Below are 18,853 nucleotides of genomic sequence, written 5' to 3' on the forward strand. Positions count from 1 at the left end.
CCTGAAAGCTCGTCGAACCCAATCCTTAACCAGAGTCAACGGGCGTGGGTTGATCCCGACGCCCGCTTTAGAGAAGCTTGCTTGCAAGCGATACCCGAGACCATCGCGAGCGAGCTCGCTCCTACAGAGTAACCGCATTGATTTTGGGGTTTCTGGATGACGGATTTCTACGAGACGGATGAACAACTGGGCCAGTACATGGACTTCCATTACGGCCCAAAGCACTTCGGCGTACCGAACTTCCCGAAAGCCTGTGCCGAGCGCTGTCTGCAAGCCAAGCCCCGGGGCGAGCGCGCCCTGGACCTGGGCTGTGCCACCGGGCGCAGTACCCTGGAGCTGGCCAGAGGGTTTGGGCATGTGCTGGGCATGGACCTCTCGCATCGGTTCATTGAGGCGGCGGAGCGGCTGCGCCGGGATGGGGAGCTGAGCTACCAGCTGGTGGATGAAGGCGAGATCGGTCACCAGGAGACCGCGTCCCTGGCCGAGCTCGGGCTGGCCGGGGAAGCCGCGCGGGTGTCGTTCGAGGAGGGCGATGCGGGCAATCTGGGGCCGGAGTACAACGGCTATGACCTGATCTTCGCTGGCAACCTGATCGACCGTATGCCGAATCCGGGGCCGTTTCTCGGTGGGCTTCGGGAGCGCCTGAATCCGGGCGGGGTGCTGGTGGTGACGTCGCCCTACACGCTGTTGCCCGAGTTCACGCCGCGCGAAAGCTGGATCGGCGGTTACTACGGTGCCGATGGCGAGCCGGTGACGGTGCTGGATGGCATGCGGGCCCACCTGGAGCCTGGCATGCGGCTGGCCGCCGAGCCCGAGGACGTCCCCTTCGTGATCCGCGAAACGCGGCGCAAGCACCAGCATACCCTGGCCCAGTTGACTGTCTGGGAGCGGATGGATTGAGTCCGCTCAGAAAGGCCAGTTCGTAACCAGAAGGTAGAGGGCCCCGGCGGCCGCGAGGCCGGCCCCGATGATGACAAGCCCGTCGCGGGTGCTGATGCCGATGGCGGCCAGGGAGATCGCCAGTGCGGGAACGGCGGCCGCGAAGGGGATCAGTTCCAGCGGGATCATCGTCAGCCCGGACACCGCGCAGGCCAGGAAGATGAGGCTGTTGGCCCAGGGGTGGGTGAGCAGTGACAGTCGGTGTGAGAACAGGCGGTCGATCCGGCGTGTCACGGGCTGGGCCCGGTCGATGGCGCGGATCAGGTTCTGCCTGTGGATGCTGAGTTCGCGCAGGCGCCGGGGCACCCAGGGGGAACGCCGGCCCAGGCTGCCCTGAATGGCGATCAGGAAGATCAGGATGCCGCAGACGCTGGGTACGCCCGGTATGGCCCCGGTGGGCAGCAGGGCAAGCAGCGCGGGGGCGAGCAGCAATGGCCCGAAACCCCGTGACTCGAGGGCGGTGATGAGCGTGTCCACCGGCACCTGTTCCGTGGTCGTCTGCTCACGGACCCTCAGGAGGACATCCGTGATCCCCATTGATTGGCTCATGCCGGCAACCGTGCTCCACCCCAGTGACTATGCGGAAATCCTACACGTTTTGGATCGCCGGAGCATGAGTGGGCCATTAACAGCCCTCAGGGATTGAGAAGGATCGGCTCCAGTGCCTCGCCCTGCTCCTTCACCCGGCCGATGACCGCCGTTTCCGGGTACCCCAGGGCTTTCAGTTCGGCCACACAGGCGTCCGCCTGGTCCGCCGGCACGCTCGCCAGCAGGCCGCCAGCGGTCTGGGGGTCGAAGGCCAGCGGGTAGCGGGGATGGTTCACCACCTCCTCCTGGTTGCGGATGGCGCGGCGCAGGCGCACGTTGGCCGGCTGCAGTGAGCTCAGGATGCCGGAGGCGGCGGTTTCCTCGGCGCCGGGCAGCACCGGTATGGCGCTCAGGTCCAGCTCCGCATCCACGCCCGAGGGGCGGGTCATTTCCACCAGGTGGCCGAGCAGGCCGAAGCCGGTCACATCGGTGCAGGCCTGGGCGCCGTGTTCATGGATGCAGCGGGCGGCCTTCTGGTTGGAGACGAGCATGGAAGCCAGGGCCGAATCGATCCAGCGCCCCTTGGCCTCCAGGCGTGGATGGGCGGCGAACAGGGTGCCGGTGCCGACGGGCTTGGTCAGGATCAGCACGTCCCCGGGCTTCATGCCGCCCTTGCTCATGACGGTGTCCGGGTCGATGTAGCCGTTGGCGGCGAACCCCAGGGCCAGTTCCTTGCCCTCGCCGGTGTGGCCGCCGACCAGGGCGCAGCCGGCCTCGTTCAGGGTCTCCACGGCGCCGGCCATCATCTGGTAGACCACGTCCTCCACCTTGGATTCCAGCCCGTAGGGCACCGTGGCCACGGCTGTGGCGCTCTGGGCCTCGGCGCCCATGGCAAAGAGGTCCCCGAGGCTGTGGTTGGCGGCGACCTGGCCGAAGATGTAGGGGTCGTCGATGAAGGCGCGGAAGAAGTCCACGGTGTGCACCATGGCCATGCCGTCCGGTACCCGCACCACGGCGGCGTCGTCCGGCGCATGGAGGCCCACCAGGACGTCGTCGCGCTCAATGGGCTGGAGGCTGTTCAGGGCCCGCGAGAGCACGGTGCTACCCACCTTGGCACCGCAGCCGCCGCAGCGCATGGCCACCGCCGAGATGGCCTGCTGGGCTTCCTCGCTGCTCAGGGCGATGCCTGAGGTGGGGTCGTCCTTGCTGTCCTCGCTCATGGCCGGGAGGTTGTTGAACTTCGCCATGAAGCGCCGGTCGATCCAGTCCTTCCAGCGCCAGACCCACTCGCCCGCAACCCCGAAGGACCCGCGCGAGGCCACGGCGTACTGGTCGCCGGTGCTGATCAGGGCCAGCCACTGTTTCTGCGGGTGGTAGTCCTTCAGTGCCTTGCCATGCACGGCCCGCCGCAGGTTCTCGGCCAGCGGTTTGCCCTGGCGCACGGCAAAGACCCCTGCCTTCTCGCGCGGGTGATTGACCATGGTGGCGATGTCGCCGGCGGCGAAGATGTTGGGGTCCGTAACGGTCTGCAGGGTGTCGCGAACCCGGATGAAACCGCCCTCGTCGAGTTCCAGCCCGGTGCCGGTCAGCCATTCCGCGCCGCCGGCCTGGGTGACCCAGAGGACTTCGTCCGCCTCGAAGGTCGCGCCGCTGGAAGCCACCAGCTGGCGGTCGTTAACCTGCTCAATCCGCGTTCGTTCGTGAACATTCACGCCCCTTTCCTGCAGAACGGACTCGAATCGGCGGCGAACGCTGCTGTTGTGCGTGGGCAGGAGCTGATCAGAAGCATTGAAGAGGTGGAAACGGGCTGCCTCCGGGTCCTTGCCCATGGCGCCCAGCTCATTGCGCAGGCGGTACTGCATGGCCAGCGTCAGTTCCACGCCCCCGGCACCGCCGCCAACCACGGCCACATTGAGCTCGCCCTCGTGGTTCTCCATGCGTTCGAGCAGGGTCTGCCAGCGGTTGTTGAAGCGGTTGATGGGCTTGACCGGGACGCTGTGATCCTCGGCCCCGGCGACCTGGTCTACCCGTGGTGTGGAGCCGATGTTGATGGATAGCAGGTCGTAGGGAATGGCCGGGCGGTCGCGACAGATGACGCGCTGGTTGGTGCGGTCGATGTCGATGGCTTCGCTGCGGTAGAAACGGGCACCGGCGAACTCGGCCAGGCGGCTGAGGTCGATGTGGACGTCGTCGTAGCTGTAGTGGCCGGCGATGTAGCCGGGGAGCATGCCGGAGTAGGGGGTGTGGGTGTCGCGGCAGATGAGGTTGAGGCGCACGCCCGGGATGGGGTTCATGGCGAAGTTGCGCAGTACGCCGACGTGGCTGTGGCCACCTCCGATGAGGACGATGTCGCGGAGTACTGGCTGGTCTGGTTGGTCCATTGGTACCTCTTGAGTGATGGTCTGTTGCCTGTACCGCGCTGCTTTGTACGGTGAGAAGTGATTACCGGTTTCGCGGGGCCACACCCCGTAGGAGCGAGCTTGCTCGCGATAAAGTCCACGCATCGCTTGCAAGCAAGCTCCTACGGCCCCTGCAAACCGCTGCCCTGTAGGAGCGAACTTGCTCGCGATAATCTGGCCTGATTCCCGGCACTGTTAAGAGCGCCACGGAATCACCAAGCGCGCTATGGTATCAATGCCCCTCGCGATACAGCGACAGGGAGAGATATCGCATGAGGCAGGCCTTTTCCGCGGTGGCTGTGCTGATCCTGCTGGTGCTGGCGACACCACTGCAGGCGCAAAGTTACTACATCGGTGTGAACGGTGGCTATTCCGATTTCCGGGATACGCGCTTCGCCTATGGTGACGGCGGGGACACCCGTGTGATCGGCTCCTATGAAGGGGGTGAGACGGTGTCGGTGAGTATCGGGCGGGCGTCTGAGGGCAGTGGGACCTTCAATGGCCGGACGGAGCTTGAGCTCGGCTTCCAGAGGGATCGTGTGAGCGGCATGGTCTTTGATGACACCACGAACGAGGAGCCCGCGGTTGATGATGATCCGGTGGTGGATGAGGAAACCGGCGACGTCGAGGAGGAGGGCAGCCGCGATCGGGTGAGTGATGTGTCGGGTCAGTCCGAGGCGGCGTTCGGGTTTGCCAATGCCATCGGGGACTTCAGTCTGACCAGCAGTACGGCGCTGGTTGGCGGCTTCGGGTTTGGCCTGGCGGAGGTGAATTTTGATCAGCACAGCGCACGGGGTCGAGGCGTTGTGATGGATGAGAGTGACATCACCTATGGCTACCAGCTGATCGGCGGTCTGGTCTGGCAGCCGTTCAGTGTACTGGATCTGGAAGTGTCCTACCGCTACCGCTCCTGGGAGGACATCAGCCTGGAGGCGACCAATGGGGTCAAAAGCAATCTCTCGATGCGCTCGCATAATCTGATCGGGAGTCTGCGGCTGCGGTTTTAATCCGGGCGGGAACTGCTAGTCTGGAGAGCAGTATCCGCAAACCGGAAGGATGGTCATGGTCTGGCTCAAGTCGTTTGTTGCTGCATTCCTCGCAACCCTGGTGTTCCATCAGGGGGTGTTGGGTCTGATGTATCTCGCCGAGATGGTTCCTGCCGCGCCCTACAACATGGAGCCGAGGGCGCCTCTGGGCGTGCCGGCGGTGGTCTCGCTGGCGTTCTGGGGTGGACTCTGGGGGCTGCCGCTGTGGGCGGTGGTCCGGCGCATGGGCACGCTGGGCTACTGGGGTGTCTCGCTGGTGTTCGGGGCGGTGCTGCCCACGGCTGTCGCCATGCTGGTGGTTTTCCCGCTCAAGGGGCTGGATGTATCCGCTTCCACCTGGGCTGGAGGGCTTATCCTCAACGGCGCCTGGGGCATCGGAACCGCGCTGTTCATGGTTCTGATGGGCGCTCGCCGCAAACCAGCAGATACCCTGTAGGAGCGAGCTTGCTCGCGATGGGTTTCCGGAATCGCCTGCAAGCAGGCTCCTGCGGGCCTACCGCGCGCACCGGTAGGCCGTACCACTGACCTCCGGCGTGATGCTGGTCTCGTCGTGCTGCCAGACCACATGGGTGGCATCCCGCCTCGCGGCACTCTCCAGCGCATGGTTGCGGGCAGCGGCCATGGCTTCACCCTGGGACCAGTGGAATCCCGAGGAACTGCCGTAGACGGAGCCCACAGGCTCACAGCCCTCCACCTCGGAAGGGTGCGCCTCCACAATCCGCGCCGCCTCCGGGCTGGGATTGGCGGCGCAGCCGGCCAGCATCCCAGTGGCTGTGACCAGTGCCGTCAGTTGTCGCGCTATTCCCATTCAGATCTCCCGCTGTAGGAGCGGCCATGGCCGCGATCCGTCACTCTCACGCGCAGGCCGGTGGCCCGCATCACTGCTGCCTTGATAACACGTTTCCCGGCAGAGCCGCTATGCTGACAGTAATACAGTAACCGAGTCAGGAGTGCAGGATGACGCATACCGGCGTGGTACTGACCGGCGGCGGCGCCCGGGCCGCCTATCAGGTGGGCGTATTACGGGCGATCTCGGATATGTATCCCGGCAGCGGTTACCCGTTTGACGTGGTGGTTGGCACTTCGGCGGGGGCCATCAACGCCGCGGCCCTGGCCGGGGGCGGCAGTATCTTCCGGCACAACGTGAGTCAGCTGGAAAACATCTGGGCGAACCTGAGCGTGGATCAGGTCTACCATGCCGGCTCCTTTGCCATCATGCGCAACATGAGCCGGGTGGCGCGCAAGCTGATCTCCGGTGGTGAACAGCGTCACAGCCTGTCCCTGCTGAACAATGAGCCGCTGCGCCGGCTCCTGGAGAAGGAGCTGGACTTTGATGCCATCCACCAGACCATCGAACAGGGGCACCTGCGCGCGCTCGGGCTCAACGCCTGCGGCTACACCACGGGCCGCAACCTGTGCTTCTTCGAAGGGAGCACGGACGTCACCAGCTGGAGCAACGGGCAGCGCGCCGGCTCACGCACAGAGCTGACGCTGGATCACGTGATGGCCTCATCCGCGATTCCCACGCTGTTCGAACCGGTGCACATCAACCGGGAATACTTCGGCGATGGTGTGACCCGGCAGATCGCCCACATCAGTCCGGCGATCCGCCTGGGCGCGGAAAAGGTGGTCATCATCGGCGTCAGCGGCAACAGCCAGACCGAGCCCAAGCGCCCGGAGCATCCGGCAATCCCCACTTTCGGGCAGATCATGAGCCATGTGTTCAACGGGCTCTTCCTGGACACCCTGGATTACGACATCGAACGCCTGGACCTGATCAACCAGCTGGTCGAGCTGATCCCGCAGGCGGCGCTGACCGGGGCGGGCTTGGATCTCAAGCCGATCGAGCTGCTGGACATCTCACCCAGCCAGCCGCTGGAGGACATTGCGGAGCAGTACATGGACGGTCTGCCCACCATCCTGAGAACCCTCGCGGGGGTGCCGGAGGACGGGAACGTCTCCGGCGCCAGCCTGGGCAGCTACCTGCTGTTCGATCACCGCTTCTGTCGGGACCTGATCGAACTGGGCTACAAGGATGCCCAGGCCCAGAGCGACGAGATCGCCCAATTCTTCGGCACCGGGAACCTGTAGGAGCGGCCATGGCCGCGATCCGAGCATGGTTCATGGCCGCGACAATCGCCGCTGTAGCGGCTCCTACGAGAACCGGGAAAAGTCCGGTGCCCGTTTCTCACTGAAGGCCTTGAAGGCCTCCGCCGCTTCGGGTGACTGCAGGCGTTCGGCAAACCGCTGGCCCTCGCGCGTCATGGCCCCGGAGACCTCTTCCGCTGTTGCGGCGTTCATCAATTCCTTGGTGGCGCGCAGGGCGGCCGGCGGGAGGGCGGCCAGCTCCAGGCAGGCGTTCCAGGCGTTGGTTTCAGTCTCGGAGGGATCGCAGACGCCGTTGATCAGGCCGTAGCGCTCAGCTTTCTCCGCATCGAAGGGGCGCCCGAGCAGCAGCAGTTCCCCGGCGCGTGCACGGCCGAGCCAGCGCGGCAGCAGCAGGCTGGAGGCGCCCTCCGCGCAAAGGCCCAGGTTGGTGAAGGGCATGCGGAAGGTGGTGTTGCTGCCGGCCCAGGCGAGGTCGCAGTGCAGCAGCAGGGTGGTTCCGATGCCCACGGCGGGGCCGTTGGCGGCGGCCACAACCGGTTTGGTGGCTTCCGCCAGCCCGAACAGGAAGCGACCAACCGGGGTATGCTGGAATTCGTCCGGCATGCCGTTGGCGAATTCGGAGAGGTCGTTGCCGGCGGTGAAGCATTCGGTGTTGCCGGTGATCAGGATGGCGCGGATGTCCGGGTCGTTATGGCCCTCGGCCAGGCCGTCCGCCAGGGCGGTGTACATGGCGTGGGTGAGGGCGTTTTTCTGGTCCGGGCGGTTGATGCGCAGGATCAGGATCTGGTGGCTTTTTTCCTGGATGATGTTGTCGGTCATTGTTGTTCCCCGAAAGTGGTTGATGCGCGCACTGCAGGAGCGAGCTTGCTCGCGATACCCGGATCGCCTGCAAGGCAGGCTCCTACAGCCGTAGCCGCAATTCCTGTGCCCTGTAGGAGCGAGCCTTGCTCGCGATATTCGGATCGCTTGCAAGCAAGCTCCTACGGGGAGTCTGAATACCGCAGGCAATGGTCACTGTTGGCCGAAATGGCTTGATCGCAGAGTATAACGGCCCGCATCGATTCTGTAACATCATGGTCCACACGCTGTCTGGTGCGTATCAGAAACAAGAGAAGTCGGTAACAGGACAGGAATCGATAATGGAAGAGACCGTAGCCCAACCCCTGAAGCTTCTGGATCCACGCAAGTTCCGGGATCCGTGGACGACTGCGGATGGCGAGCCGCGGGCGAGTGTGCACCTGAAAAAGCTGGAAACGCTCTGGTTCTGCACCGGCACCCTGTGCAACCTCACCTGCGAGCACTGCTACATCGAGTCCTCACCCAGTAACGACAGCCTGGTCTACATCAGCCTGGGCGAGGTGGCGGCGTATCTGGATGAGATTGAAAGGGAAGGGTTCGGGACGACGACCATTGCGTTCACCGGCGGTGAGCCGTTCATGAACCCGGACATGGTGCCGATCCTGGATGAGGTGCTGCGCCGGGGCTATGAGGCGCTGGTGCTGACCAATGCCATGAAGCCGATGATGAAGGTGAGCGAGCCGCTGCTGGAAGTGCATCAGCAGTACGGCGACCGCCTGACCATGCGCATCTCCATCGACCACTACAGCAAGGACGTGCACGAGCAGGAACGCGGTAAGCGCTCCTGGGATCCGGCGATCCAGGGCATGCAGTGGCTCAGTGAGCACGGCTTCAACCTCGACATCGCCGGCCGGCTGTTTTCGGGGGAAACGGAGGAGCAGATGCGCGCCGGTTTTGCGCGGCTGTTCGAGCGTGAGGGCATCGACATGGACGCCCACGATCCGCACCAGGTGGTCCTGTTCCCGGAAATGGACGAGAAGGTGGATGTGCCGGAGATCACGACCGCCTGCTGGAGCAAGCTCCAGGTCTCCCCGGATGCCCAGATGTGCGCCAGCTCCCGCATGGTGATCAAGCGCAAGGGCGCGGACCATCCGGTGGTGGTGCCCTGCACCCTGCTGCCATATCAGCCCGAGTTCGAGCTGGGCCAGACCCTGAGCGAAAGCTTCCAGGAAGTCCCCCTGAACCACCCCCACTGCGCCAGGTTCTGCGTCCTCGGCGGCGCCAGCTGCTCCGGCTGAGCTCACCCCTGTAGGAGCGGCCAAGGCCGCGATCCCTCTCCTGGCCAGGGCAGGATCGCAGCTCATGATCGCAGCTGTAGCTGCTCCTACGGTTTCTGCAACCAAAAATGCCCGGCGCAGGGCCGGGCATTCTCAAGCGTAGGAGCGGCCATGGCCGCGATCACGACTGGCGATCAGTCCAGCGCCACACCAAACGCATCCTTGAACTGCTTCGCGAACTCATCACGCGTCAGCGAATGGTTCTGCGGGCCAGTGCTGGCAACCTTGATGGAGCCCATCAGGGACGCCATGCGGCCTGCGGTCTTCCAGTCCTTGCCTTCGCTCAGACCGGTCAGCAGGGCAGCGCGATACGCATCGCCGCAACCCGTCGGGTCCTTGATGGCGGCCGGCTTGACCGGTTCCACGTGCACTTCCTCGTCAGCGTAGATCACGGAGCCTTCACCGCCCAGGGTCACGATCAGGGCTTCAACCTTCTCGCCGATCTGCTGGCGGCTCAGGCCGGTCTTCTCTTCCAGCATGCCCGCTTCATAGTCGTTCACGGCAACCCAGGTCGCCTTATCAATGAACCACTCCAGGTCATTGCCGTCGAACATCGGCAGGCCCTGGCCCGGATCGAACATGAAGGGGATGCCCGCATCCGCGAACTGGCGTGCGTGCTCAATCATGCCGTCGCGGCCGTCCGGCGCGACAATGCCCATTTTGATGCCTTCGTCGGTCGGCACGCTCTGGGTGTGGGCGTGGTTCATGGCGCCCGGGTGGAAGGCCGTGATCTGGTTGTCTTCCATGTCCGTGGTGATGTACGCCTGGGCGCAGTACTCGGAATCGATGGTCTTCACGTACCTGTCGTTGATGCCGTGCTTGTTGAGCCACTCGCGGTAGCCGCCAAAGTCCGCGCCAACGGTGGCCATGGCGAGGCCGTCGCCGCCGAGCAGTTTCATGTTGTAGGCAATGTTGCCGGCGGTGCCGCCGAAGTTGCGCTGCAGCTCCGGTACCAGGAAAGCCACGTTCAGCATGTGAACGCGGTCAGGCATGATATGGTCCTTGAACTTGCCGTCAAAGGTCATGATGGTGTCGTAAGCGAACGATCCACAGATCAGTGCTGTCATAGGTAGTCTCCTGTGTTCTGCCAACGGTGCACGGGTAAACAGGCTGTTTACCGCCATGCGGCGTCAGTCATGGAGTGAGGCCGTGCTGGAAGCGTGTTTGTCGTGTGATTGGGGCTTCCGGCCCCACGGTCGCCTTGCAGGCTACCTTTGTCTGGCCTCTGTTTCAAATCGGAAACGGGTGGCTGCAACAGGAAAATTGCGTAACCCACTGTTGAGACGGGAGTAACCGGAAATGGAGCGCCAGTTCTGGGTATCGATCACCGCGCTGATGTTCTCGATCGGCGTTCTGTTGCTGGGTGTGGGGCTCATGGGGACCCTGCTCAGTGTGCGCCTGAGCTTCGAGGATATGAGCGGGCAGGCGAAGGGGCTGGTCCTCTCCGCCTACTACATTGGTCTGGTGATCGGCTCCCAGAAAGGCGGCTGGGTGATCCGCCAGGCCGGCCACATCCGGGCCTTTGCCATCTTCGCGGCGCTGTGTACCGTGGCGATACTGCTGCAGGGGCTCTATGTGACGGGGGTGTGCTGGTTCCTGCTGCGGATCCTGATCGGCTTCTCCACCTCCGGCATCTACATGGTGGTGGAAAGCTGGCTGAACGAGCGGGCCGAGCCTTCCAACCGGGGCACCGTTTTCTCCGCCTACCAGATCATCACCTACGCCGGCATCGGCATGGGGCAGTTCCTGATGCACCTGGGGGATCCGCAGGGGCCGGAACTGTTCATGATTGTGGGCGTGCTGTTTGCCCTGTGTCTGGTGCCCGTGGCCCTCAGCCGTGCCAGCAACCCGCCCGAGCCCCTGGCGCAGGCGCGCATGGCACTGGGCCAGACCTGGCGGGACTCGCACCTGGCGGTGATCACCTGCCTGGGCGCGGGGCTGCTCAGTGGCGCGGTCTACACGCTGATCCCGCTGGCGGCGCTGCGCATGAATCTGGCGGTTTCCGACGTGGCGCCGCTGATGGCGGGGCTGGTTCTGGGAGGCGTGGCCCTCCAGTGGCCGATCGGGCACTTTTCCGACCGCTTCGGGCGGCGCCCGCTGATCCTTCTGGTGGCGGCCGCTACAACCCTGATCACGGCTGCCATGATGGCAGCGGCGGGCCGTGTTCCGCTCTGGCCGCTGGTCGGGCTTTCCGCGCTGCTGGGCGGGTTTGTGTTCACCCTGTACCCACTGTCCGTGGCTCTGGCGAACGACAGCCAGGACGAGGGCAATTTCGTCGGGGTATCCGCAGCGCTGATCTTCCTCTGGGGTATAGGCGCGGCCATCAGCCCCATCCTCGGCGGTTCCATACTGGCGCGCACACCGCCGGGTGGGCTGTTCATCTACATGGGGGTAATCAGCGCCCTGGTCGCAATCGCCGCCCTGGTGCAGCGCCGCCACTTCGAGCGCATCCGCAGTCCCTTCCGGATGATGACACGCAGCGCGCCCACACTCGTGGAACTGGACCCGCGAGCGTATGAGGAGGAAGACGCTGGCCCGGAGACAGAACCAGAGCCCCCGGACTGGTACCGCTGACCCCACCCTTGTAGGAGCGAGCTTGCTAGCGATGGTTTTTGGAATCGCTTGCAAGCAAGCTCCTACAAATCGGGCAACCCTTCCTGTGTAGGAGCGAATCCTGTGTAGGAGCGAGCTCGCTCGCGATCAGTTATGTCGCGTCAGCCCCGGAATCATCCGGCAGCTGCGCCTGGGCCTCGCGGTAGGACAGCGCCTGGATCCCCGAGCCCTGCATGGAGGCGCGCAGGGAATGGGCCAGGGCGAAGGCATAGGCGCGCTGGTAAAACGGCATCTGACCCTGATAGCGGGGCAGGGCGTCCTCCACCGTCTCGGACTCCTCCATGGCCTCCTCGAACGATTCCCAGCGCTGCTCCAGGCTGGCCATCAGCTGCGGATCAGCTGCTGCCTCCTCGCACATCTCCAGCGACCAGGTCATGTCCTCGTGCAGCTCACACTCGCCGATGTAGCGGCCGTAAACGTCCTCGCTCCACTCATCCGGATGGATGGGCGAGAGCCAGAAACGGCCGTTCTTCTGGTAGAGCCAGTAGGTGTTCCCGCGCACAGGCTTGAACTTGAAATCGCTCTCCAGAACGAACAGCGACGTGAACAGCTCCAGTGAAATCTGCTTGATCTGCTTGGGCTGGGCCATGAGCGCCGGCGCGCGGCTCTCCTCAAGGAAAGCCAGAACCGGCCGCAGACCCTTGCCCTGGGGGTTTGGATTCTCAGGCATGTGGCGTACCTTACCACAAAGATCTCCTTCTGTAGGAGCTTGCTCGCAAGCGACACGAGGATATCGCGAGCAAGCTCGCTCCTGCATTGAAGGGAAGCGTCTTACCCATTTGGGGATAGCCTGCTCAGCCATCAGGGCAAGAGGCAGACCCCCTTATCCATTGATAAAGTGCATATTGGACAATAACGTTATAGCTTACGATGATCCCCTGGTATGAATGACTGCATGAGCGACGACATCCAGACCCTTGCGCGGGAAGATGACGAGCGGTGCCAGAACCCGGGCTCCGGCATGGCGCTGCTGGGCCAGCATCCGTTGTTCAATGGCCTGTCGCGTCGGGATTTTGAGGATCTCGGGGAAAGCATCCGTCTGCTCAAGCTGCGTCGGGGGCAGGTGCTGTACAAACAGGATTCACCGGCCTACGAGTTCTTCTATGTGGTGAGCGGGCGGCTGCGCCTGTACCGGCTGGACACCACCGGCCAGGAACGCACCCTGGACAGTCACGGCCCGGGGGAGGTGTTCGCGGATGTGATGATCTACGCGGACCCGGCCCGCTATGTGGCCTACGCCGAACCGCTGCGCAGGACCGAGCTTCTGGCTATTCCCACGGATCGTTTCCGGGCGATCCTCGAACGGAACCCGGCCTACAGCCAGCTGCTGCTGCGCCAGTATGCCTCACGCATGGTCCAGCGGTTCCGGGATCTGGAGGTGATGACGGTGCGGCGGGGCGTGCAGCGGGTGATGCGCTACTTGCTGGAATTCGTGCCGGACGACCAGCGTTACAACATCGAGGTGGAGCTGCCCCTGCCCCAGAACCAGATTGCCACACGCCTGGCCATGCAGCCGGAAACCCTCTCCCGGCTGATGCGGGACATGGCCGAGGAAGGTGTATTCGAGCTGCGCCGCGGCCGCCTGTTCATCCCCGATCGCAGGGCGTTGGAAGAGCGCTGCCTGTAACCTCAGGCGGCGCCCAGCGCCTGCATCACCTCATCGCAGCTGCAGTCGATGATGCTGACATTCCGGAATCCCAGCCGCTCAAGCGCTTCCGCAGCCAGCGCGGCACGGCCGCCGGTGGCGCAATGCAGGAAGATGGGGGTGTCCGGGTCGGTGGTGTACTCCGGAATCTTCATCTCCAGAATGCCCCGGGGCAGGTTGATGGTACCCGCCGCCTGCTTCTCGCTCACCTCGCCCGGCTCGCGCACATCAATCACCAGCGCATTCGGCTCGTCCTCAAGCATGCTGCGGGCGGCTTCCGGCGTGAGGCAGTGAAGATTGGCCTTGGTTTCGGCAACGATTTCGGGGAGGGTGCGGATGCTCATGCGGGCTCCTTGTGCGTTCTGATTTATTTCAGTGCCTTCTAATATTAACGCCCGCCAGCCCTTACCGGCCAGTGACAATTCTGTTGGGTACGCGTTCTCCGGGATTGGCGCACATCGGTGCTGTGGATGATAATCACCGACAATTCCATGAACCCAGTTGATACGGCAGTATAAGCGCCTGCTGTTATACTGAACGCAAACACACCACAGGACTGGTGCATGACCGGACGTCTCAAATCCCTCTTCCGTCGCGTTTTCTCGCGGTTCGCCGCGTTGGAGCGGCCCCACAAGCGGCTTGTTTCCGTGGCGTCGGACGCGGTCTTTGTCCTGTTTTCTCTCTGGGCGGCGTTCTCCCTGCGTTACGAGACTCTGTTTCACTTTCAGGGAGCGGAGTACTGGACCCTGTTCGCTGTAACCGCCGGTGCAACCACCTTTCTCTTTGCGCGCCTGGGTCTGTATCGGGCCGTCATCCGTTATCTCAGCGAACGGGCTCTGGTGACAGTGCTTGCCGGTGTTACCGGCTCGGCCCTGATGCTCATCGCGACCGCCTTCATCCTGCGGGTCGACATGCCCCGCTCAGTCCCCTTCCTTTACGGGGCCCTGGCATTCCTGTTCGTCACCGGTACCCGCTTCAGCGTGCGCACCGTGCTCAACCGCCCGCGCCACCTGAGCAAAATGCCGGTGCTGATCGTTGGCGCGGGGGAGACTGGCCTGCAGCTGGCCTCGGCCCTCGGGCAGGGCATCGAATACCGCCCCGTGGCCTTCATCAGCCTGGAGCCGGACAACCACAGGACCACCATCAATGCCCTGCCGGTCTATGACCTGGGCCATGCCCGCAAGGCGGTGCACAAGCACCAGGTGGAGCGCATCCTGCTGGCGATTGACGAACGTGCGGATGTGGACCGGCGCCAGCTGCTGAGTGACCTGGAAGGACTGCCCGTGCCGGTACAGACCGTGCCCTCCGTAACGGAGCTGGTGACCGGCCAGGCCCAGATCAGTGATGTGCGCGATCTGGACATTGATGATCTGCTCGGCCGCGACCCGGTGCGCTACCGTAATGAGGAGGTGGCGGAATCGCTCAGCGGGAAGGTGGTCATGGTGACCGGCGCCGGTGGTTCCATCGGCTCCGAGCTGTGCCGCCAGATCCTGAGACAGGAGCCCGCGGTGCTGGTGCTGTTTGAGCAGTCCGAATTCGCGCTCTACAGCACCGAGCGTGAGCTGCTTACCATCTGTGAGAACGAGCAGCTCGAGATTCCCATTCACCCGCTGCTGGGCAGCGTCACCCACCGGCGCCGGTGTGAGAGCGTGATGCGCGGCTTCGGGGTGAACATCGTCTACCACGCGGCCGCCTACAAGCATGTGCCGCTGGTGGAGCACAACGTGATCGAGGGGGTGCAGAACAACGTCTTCGGCACCTGGTACACCGCCGAATCCGCCATTGCCGCGGGCGTGGAGAAGTTTGTGCTGATCTCCACGGACAAGGCCGTGCGCCCCACGAACGTGATGGGCGCCAGCAAACGCCTGGCCGAACTCGTCCTGCAGGGGCTGGCCCGGCGCCAGACACACACGGTCTTCTCAATGGTGCGCTTCGGCAACGTACTGGGCTCCTCCGGCTCCGTGGTGCCGCTGTTCCGGGAACAGATCCGCAGTGGTGGGCCCGTGACCGTGACCCATCCGGACATCATCCGCTATTTCATGACGATCCCGGAGGCCAGCCAGCTGGTCCTGCAGGCCGGCACCATGGGGGAGGGTGGTGAAGTGTTCGTGCTGGACATGGGCGAGCCCGTGCGTATCGCGGACCTGGCCCGGCGTATGATCCATCTGATGGGGCTTACGGAGAAAAGCGAGGACAACCACCACGGCGACATTGAAGTGGTCTTCAGTGGCCTGCGCCCCGGGGAGAAACTCTACGAGGAGCTGTTGATCGGCGACAATCCCCAGGGCACCCGCCACCCGCGCATCATGAAGGCACGGGAAAGCGATATGGCCTGGGCCTCACTGGAGGAGCTTCTGGAGCAGCTGATGCTGGCCAGCCGAGGCTTCGACTGCGAGCGCATCGTGGAGCTCCTGCGAGCAGCCCCCACCGGCTACCAGCCCAACGACGGCGTCTGCGACCTGGTCTGGCGCAACGGTGGCGACGCCCCGATGACCAGCGACGGCGCCAACCTCAGCGAAACCATCCGTCGCATCTTCGAATAGCCAATAACCCTACCGTAGGAGCGAGCCCCGCTCGCGATAACCCCTCATGCCTCAGTAGGAGCGAGCCTTGCTCGCGATGGATCCAGGTATCGCTTGCGAGGCAAACTCCTACACAGGCACGCGGATCAGCCGTCCCGCAGCAGACTGATGATGTTGATCAGCCCGGCATTGGCTCGGGTCAGATAGGACGACATCGTCAGCGAATAGTTCGGAACCATGCCGAACTGGGAGCCATTGAGCACCATCGGGCTGGTCATTGAGCGCTGGGTGTATTCCAGTTCGCGGATGATCTGCTCAAGGCTGACCATGGCGTTCTTGTCCTCAAGCACGCTGCGGAAGTCGCGCTTGATGGCCTTGAGATAGACCAGCATCGCCCAGGTGGTGCCGCGGGCCTGGTAGAACACATTATCCACCTGCATCCATGGCGTCTGGCTTACCTGCTCCACAGGCTGGGCCTTGGCGGCAGCCGCGCTGGGGTCGTTCGCCAGCATCGTGGCCCGGCGCTTCTCCGCCACGCTGGCGGCCAGGTTCTGGGACATGCTGCCCAGGCGCTTGTTCATCAGGTCGAGAATCGTGGCCAGGTTGTCCGCCCGGGCGTAGAAATCCCCCCGGGCGGTTTCCGGGTTCACCAGATCGTCCCGGTAGGCCCTGAGCTCCTCAATGGCATCGTTGTACTTGCCCTCGGCAGAGGGAAAGATCCAGCGCTCGCTGTCGTTGTTGAGAAGGATCTGGGCCTGGACCAGATTCGGGTTCTCGTTCGACTGTGACTGGGAGCGTGAGACGTCATTGCGCAGCGCCAGTGACAGATCCCGCGCCTGGCGGATCGCACCCGTCTCCCATGCCGCGATGTTGTCCATCAGCACAAAGGGCGGCAGCACGTCGTTGGAAAGAAAGCCGCCACGCTTGTTGACGATAACGTCCAGGGAACGGATCAGCGACTCGGTGGTGTAATAGCCCACCGGCGGCTCGTCCTGGTCGGAATCGGCCGTGAACGCCTCCTCAATGGCATCCTGCTTCGGCGCCTCGGGGTTACTGTTGGGCCAGAAAGAGACCACAAACAGGCCCACCGCAACGGCCAGCCCAGCCACCAGGGGCGTCATGATCAGACCCCGGGCACGCAGCCTCGGCATCCGGAGCCGGTCAGTTATTGCCCGCATCTTCCGTTTTACAGTTCCCATGGGGGTTCCTTTCATCGTTGATTACTGCACAGCCGCAAGGATAACTGACTTCCCGCGATCCCGGAATCGGTCAGGGTGCATGGCGCGATCATCACCCCCTGTAGGAGCGAGCCCAGCTCGCGATAGGCTGGGGTCGCTTGTAGGGTAAGTTCCTACAGTCCCAGGCCCTTCGACCACCGCAGCCCCCCTTTGCTGCAGCATCCGTCACAAATGCCGATGAGCAGTCCAGAAGCTGACCTGGGTAAAGTTGACGGTACAGGGAGGGTGGCGATAGGGTTCGATATCCACACGCGTTCATCGTCTCGTCTCCTTCTGTGCAGGCCAAGGGGGTTTGTGGGGAGTTTTTACCTTTTTCGATACATGCTGGTCTCTGGCTTTTGATTCAGGAAGAAATCAACAGGCGGGCGGGGAAAAAGATTGAACTCTGAAACCGTGTCCATATCGGCTCTTGGGCTCAATGTTGGGTTTGCGAAGTGGTACCGACTTTTAAGAGGGCTTTTCATTCCCCTTTTGTTTGGCGTCTTTCTTCTGCTCGAGATAACGGTCGGTATCCTACGGATAGAGTTCACGAGCGTGGTGATTGTGTTGGCCGTCTTTGTCGGGTATCTGTTCGTTACAGAGCTCCCCGATTATTTGGGCCGGCTGGGGAGCCAGGAGAAGCTTCTGTATCAATGCGATGACCAGCAGCTCCGGCTCTATCTGGATCGTGAATACGCTTTCAACCTGGAAAAAATCGACGCCATCCGTGCGGAGGAAGGATTCGGCCCCTTCAGCCAAAACCGAATCATCGTGGAGTATGGAGGGCAGATGGAGGTGCTCGAGACGCCGTTGAAGTATTCACCCCTTTTCAGGGCTATCAATCTACTGGGCAAGCGGATCAAAAGCGCCAGTGGTCCGCCCATGCCAGAATAACTGCCTTAGTACATCACAGGTCTTCTCGATCTCGGAACCCGTCAGGTTGGTATTGCCCAACTGGCGGGCGTGGCCGCTTTTGCTGCTTGATGGTAGGCTTCGGGGTATGAGTAATCGTGGACCTACAAACAGCCGGGATGGCCTGATCGCGCTGATCAGGGAGCATCTCCCTGAGCTTGAAAAACAGTTCAATGTCGCCGATCTGGCCATTTTCGGTTCAACTGCTCGCGGGCAGGCGCGCGAGGATAGTGACGTGGATATTCTGGTGCAGTTCAAGGGCCCAGCTACTTCCAACGATTACTTTGGACTTCAGTTCTACTTGGAAGATCTGCTCGACAAACGTATTGACCTGGTGACGGACAAGGCGCTCAGGGCTGAACTCAAGCCCTTTGTGGAAAAGGATGCTCTCCATGTGCGCTGATAAAACCCAACACCGTGAATGGCGCTTTTATCTGAGTGACATGCTCGAGTTTGCGCAGAAAGCGGTGAATTACACAGAGGGACTGAACCAGGAAAAGTTTGTACAGGATACTTTGACTTACGATGCGACTCTGCGGAATCTGGAACTGATCGGCGAAGCTGCCACCAAGATCCCGGACTGGGTTCAGGAAGATCATCCGGAAATCCCCTGGCGGAAGATGATTGCGACTCGCAATCGGCTTATTCACGCCTATCTGGGAATTGATAACGACATTGTCTGGAGCATAGTCTGCAATGATCTTCCAGATTTGATCGAGTCACTGGAGGAGCTTTCCTGAGTACCTAAGGGATGCAACCCCTGTAGGAGCCTGCTTGCAGGCGAAAAA

19 protein-coding genes are annotated in these 18,853 nt (G+C 62.9%); 11 read left to right on the top strand and 8 right to left on the bottom strand.

Going from position 1 to position 18,853, the window contains the following annotated elements; translation table 11 throughout:
• Nucleotides 1-156: 156 nt before the first annotated feature.
• On the top strand, nucleotides 157-900 hold the full coding sequence (locus QZ501_RS08215) for a putative 4-mercaptohistidine N1-methyltransferase (protein WP_295718665.1): 744 nt from the start codon (nucleotides 157-159) through the stop codon (nucleotides 898-900).
• A 6-nt stretch (nucleotides 901-906) separates the two neighbouring features.
• Here QZ501_RS08215 and QZ501_RS08220 read toward each other — a convergent pair whose 3' ends face one another.
• Both QZ501_RS08220 and selD read right to left on the bottom strand, forming a co-directional pair.
• Complete coding sequence (locus QZ501_RS08220) at nucleotides 907-1,488, bottom strand: exopolysaccharide biosynthesis protein (protein WP_295718667.1); 582 nt, start codon at nucleotides 1,486-1,488, stop codon at nucleotides 907-909.
• A gap of 86 nt (nucleotides 1,489-1,574) precedes the next feature.
• Nucleotides 1,575-3,848, bottom strand: a complete 2,274-nt coding sequence (gene selD, locus QZ501_RS08225; protein WP_295718669.1) for a selenide, water dikinase SelD — start codon at nucleotides 3,846-3,848, stop codon at nucleotides 1,575-1,577.
• A 290-nt stretch (nucleotides 3,849-4,138) separates the two neighbouring features.
• Between selD and QZ501_RS08230 the strand changes: the two genes are divergently transcribed.
• Both QZ501_RS08230 and QZ501_RS08235 read left to right on the top strand, forming a co-directional pair.
• Nucleotides 4,139-4,873, top strand: coding sequence for a hypothetical protein (locus QZ501_RS08230; protein ID WP_295718671.1), 735 nt, complete (start codon nucleotides 4,139-4,141; stop codon nucleotides 4,871-4,873).
• A gap of 55 nt (nucleotides 4,874-4,928) precedes the next feature.
• Complete coding sequence (locus QZ501_RS08235; RefSeq protein ID WP_295718673.1) at nucleotides 4,929-5,348, top strand: hypothetical protein; 420 nt, start codon at nucleotides 4,929-4,931, stop codon at nucleotides 5,346-5,348.
• 57 nt (nucleotides 5,349-5,405) lie between these two features.
• Here the strand turns inward: QZ501_RS08235 and QZ501_RS08240 are convergent, their stop codons facing one another.
• Nucleotides 5,406-5,720 (bottom strand): hypothetical protein, encoded by a 315-nt coding sequence (locus tag QZ501_RS08240; protein WP_151441231.1) that lies wholly within the window; start codon nucleotides 5,718-5,720, stop codon nucleotides 5,406-5,408.
• A gap of 149 nt (nucleotides 5,721-5,869) precedes the next feature.
• Between QZ501_RS08240 and QZ501_RS08245 the strand changes: the two genes are divergently transcribed.
• Complete coding sequence (locus tag QZ501_RS08245; protein WP_295718675.1) at nucleotides 5,870-7,003, top strand: patatin-like phospholipase family protein; 1,134 nt, start codon at nucleotides 5,870-5,872, stop codon at nucleotides 7,001-7,003.
• A 63-nt stretch (nucleotides 7,004-7,066) separates the two neighbouring features.
• Here the strand turns inward: QZ501_RS08245 and QZ501_RS08250 are convergent, their stop codons facing one another.
• Complete coding sequence (locus QZ501_RS08250) at nucleotides 7,067-7,840, bottom strand: enoyl-CoA hydratase (protein WP_151441233.1); 774 nt, start codon at nucleotides 7,838-7,840, stop codon at nucleotides 7,067-7,069.
• Nucleotides 7,841-8,160: 320 nt separating this feature from the next.
• Here QZ501_RS08250 and QZ501_RS08255 point away from each other — a divergent pair, with 320 nt between their 5' ends.
• Nucleotides 8,161-9,117 (top strand): radical SAM protein, encoded by a 957-nt coding sequence (locus QZ501_RS08255; RefSeq protein WP_295718677.1) that lies wholly within the window; start codon nucleotides 8,161-8,163, stop codon nucleotides 9,115-9,117.
• Between the two features lie 173 nt (nucleotides 9,118-9,290).
• Here QZ501_RS08255 and QZ501_RS08260 read toward each other — a convergent pair whose 3' ends face one another.
• Nucleotides 9,291-10,223 carry a carbohydrate kinase family protein gene (locus QZ501_RS08260; protein ID WP_295718680.1) on the bottom strand — a complete coding sequence of 311 codons (933 nt, stop codon included), beginning with the start codon at nucleotides 10,221-10,223 and terminating at the stop codon, nucleotides 9,291-9,293.
• 232 nt (nucleotides 10,224-10,455) lie between these two features.
• Between QZ501_RS08260 and QZ501_RS08265 the strand changes: the two genes are divergently transcribed.
• Complete coding sequence (locus QZ501_RS08265) at nucleotides 10,456-11,730, top strand: MFS transporter (protein WP_295718682.1); 1,275 nt, start codon at nucleotides 10,456-10,458, stop codon at nucleotides 11,728-11,730.
• Between the two features lie 130 nt (nucleotides 11,731-11,860).
• Here the strand turns inward: QZ501_RS08265 and QZ501_RS08270 are convergent, their stop codons facing one another.
• On the bottom strand, nucleotides 11,861-12,439 hold the full coding sequence (locus tag QZ501_RS08270) for a DUF2452 domain-containing protein (protein WP_151441237.1): 579 nt from the start codon (nucleotides 12,437-12,439) through the stop codon (nucleotides 11,861-11,863).
• A gap of 225 nt (nucleotides 12,440-12,664) precedes the next feature.
• Here QZ501_RS08270 and QZ501_RS08275 point away from each other — a divergent pair, with 225 nt between their 5' ends.
• On the top strand, nucleotides 12,665-13,396 hold the full coding sequence (locus QZ501_RS08275; protein WP_160897733.1) for a Crp/Fnr family transcriptional regulator: 732 nt from the start codon (nucleotides 12,665-12,667) through the stop codon (nucleotides 13,394-13,396).
• Nucleotides 13,397-13,398: 2 nt separating this feature from the next.
• Here QZ501_RS08275 and QZ501_RS08280 read toward each other — a convergent pair whose 3' ends face one another.
• Nucleotides 13,399-13,758, bottom strand: coding sequence for a rhodanese-like domain-containing protein (locus QZ501_RS08280; protein ID WP_151441239.1), 360 nt, complete (start codon nucleotides 13,756-13,758; stop codon nucleotides 13,399-13,401).
• A 219-nt stretch (nucleotides 13,759-13,977) separates the two neighbouring features.
• Between QZ501_RS08280 and QZ501_RS08285 the strand changes: the two genes are divergently transcribed.
• Nucleotides 13,978-15,957, top strand: coding sequence for a nucleoside-diphosphate sugar epimerase/dehydratase (locus QZ501_RS08285; protein ID WP_295718686.1), 1,980 nt, complete (start codon nucleotides 13,978-13,980; stop codon nucleotides 15,955-15,957).
• A gap of 125 nt (nucleotides 15,958-16,082) precedes the next feature.
• On the opposite strand, the gene QZ501_RS08290 is transcribed toward QZ501_RS08285, so the two are convergent.
• Entirely contained in the window at nucleotides 16,083-17,135 is a 1,053-nt protein-coding gene (locus QZ501_RS08290) for a DUF2333 family protein (protein WP_295718688.1), read from the bottom strand.
• A gap of 417 nt (nucleotides 17,136-17,552) precedes the next feature.
• On the opposite strand from QZ501_RS08290, the gene QZ501_RS08295 reads away from it, so the two are divergent.
• The 3 genes from QZ501_RS08295 to QZ501_RS08305 all read left to right on the top strand — a co-directional run bounded on the left by QZ501_RS08295 (nucleotide 17,553) and on the right by QZ501_RS08305 (nucleotide 18,805).
• A complete protein-coding gene (locus QZ501_RS08295; RefSeq protein ID WP_151441241.1) occupies nucleotides 17,553-18,047 on the top strand; it encodes a hypothetical protein in 495 nt (164 codons plus the stop codon).
• Nucleotides 18,048-18,153: 106 nt separating this feature from the next.
• The gene (locus QZ501_RS08300; RefSeq protein WP_151441242.1) at nucleotides 18,154-18,468 is read left to right on the top strand and encodes a nucleotidyltransferase family protein; all 315 of its coding nucleotides are present in this window, start codon (nucleotides 18,154-18,156) and stop codon (nucleotides 18,466-18,468) included.
• Complete coding sequence (locus tag QZ501_RS08305; protein WP_151441243.1) at nucleotides 18,458-18,805, top strand: DUF86 domain-containing protein; 348 nt, start codon at nucleotides 18,458-18,460, stop codon at nucleotides 18,803-18,805. The genes QZ501_RS08300 and QZ501_RS08305 overlap by 11 nt, the downstream gene beginning before the upstream one ends.
• The last annotated feature ends 48 nt before the right edge of the window (nucleotides 18,806-18,853 follow it).

This window comes from uncultured Halovibrio sp. (assembly GCF_913056445.1).
Taxonomy (GTDB): Bacteria; Pseudomonadota; Gammaproteobacteria; order Pseudomonadales; family Oleiphilaceae; genus Halospina; species Halospina utahensis_B.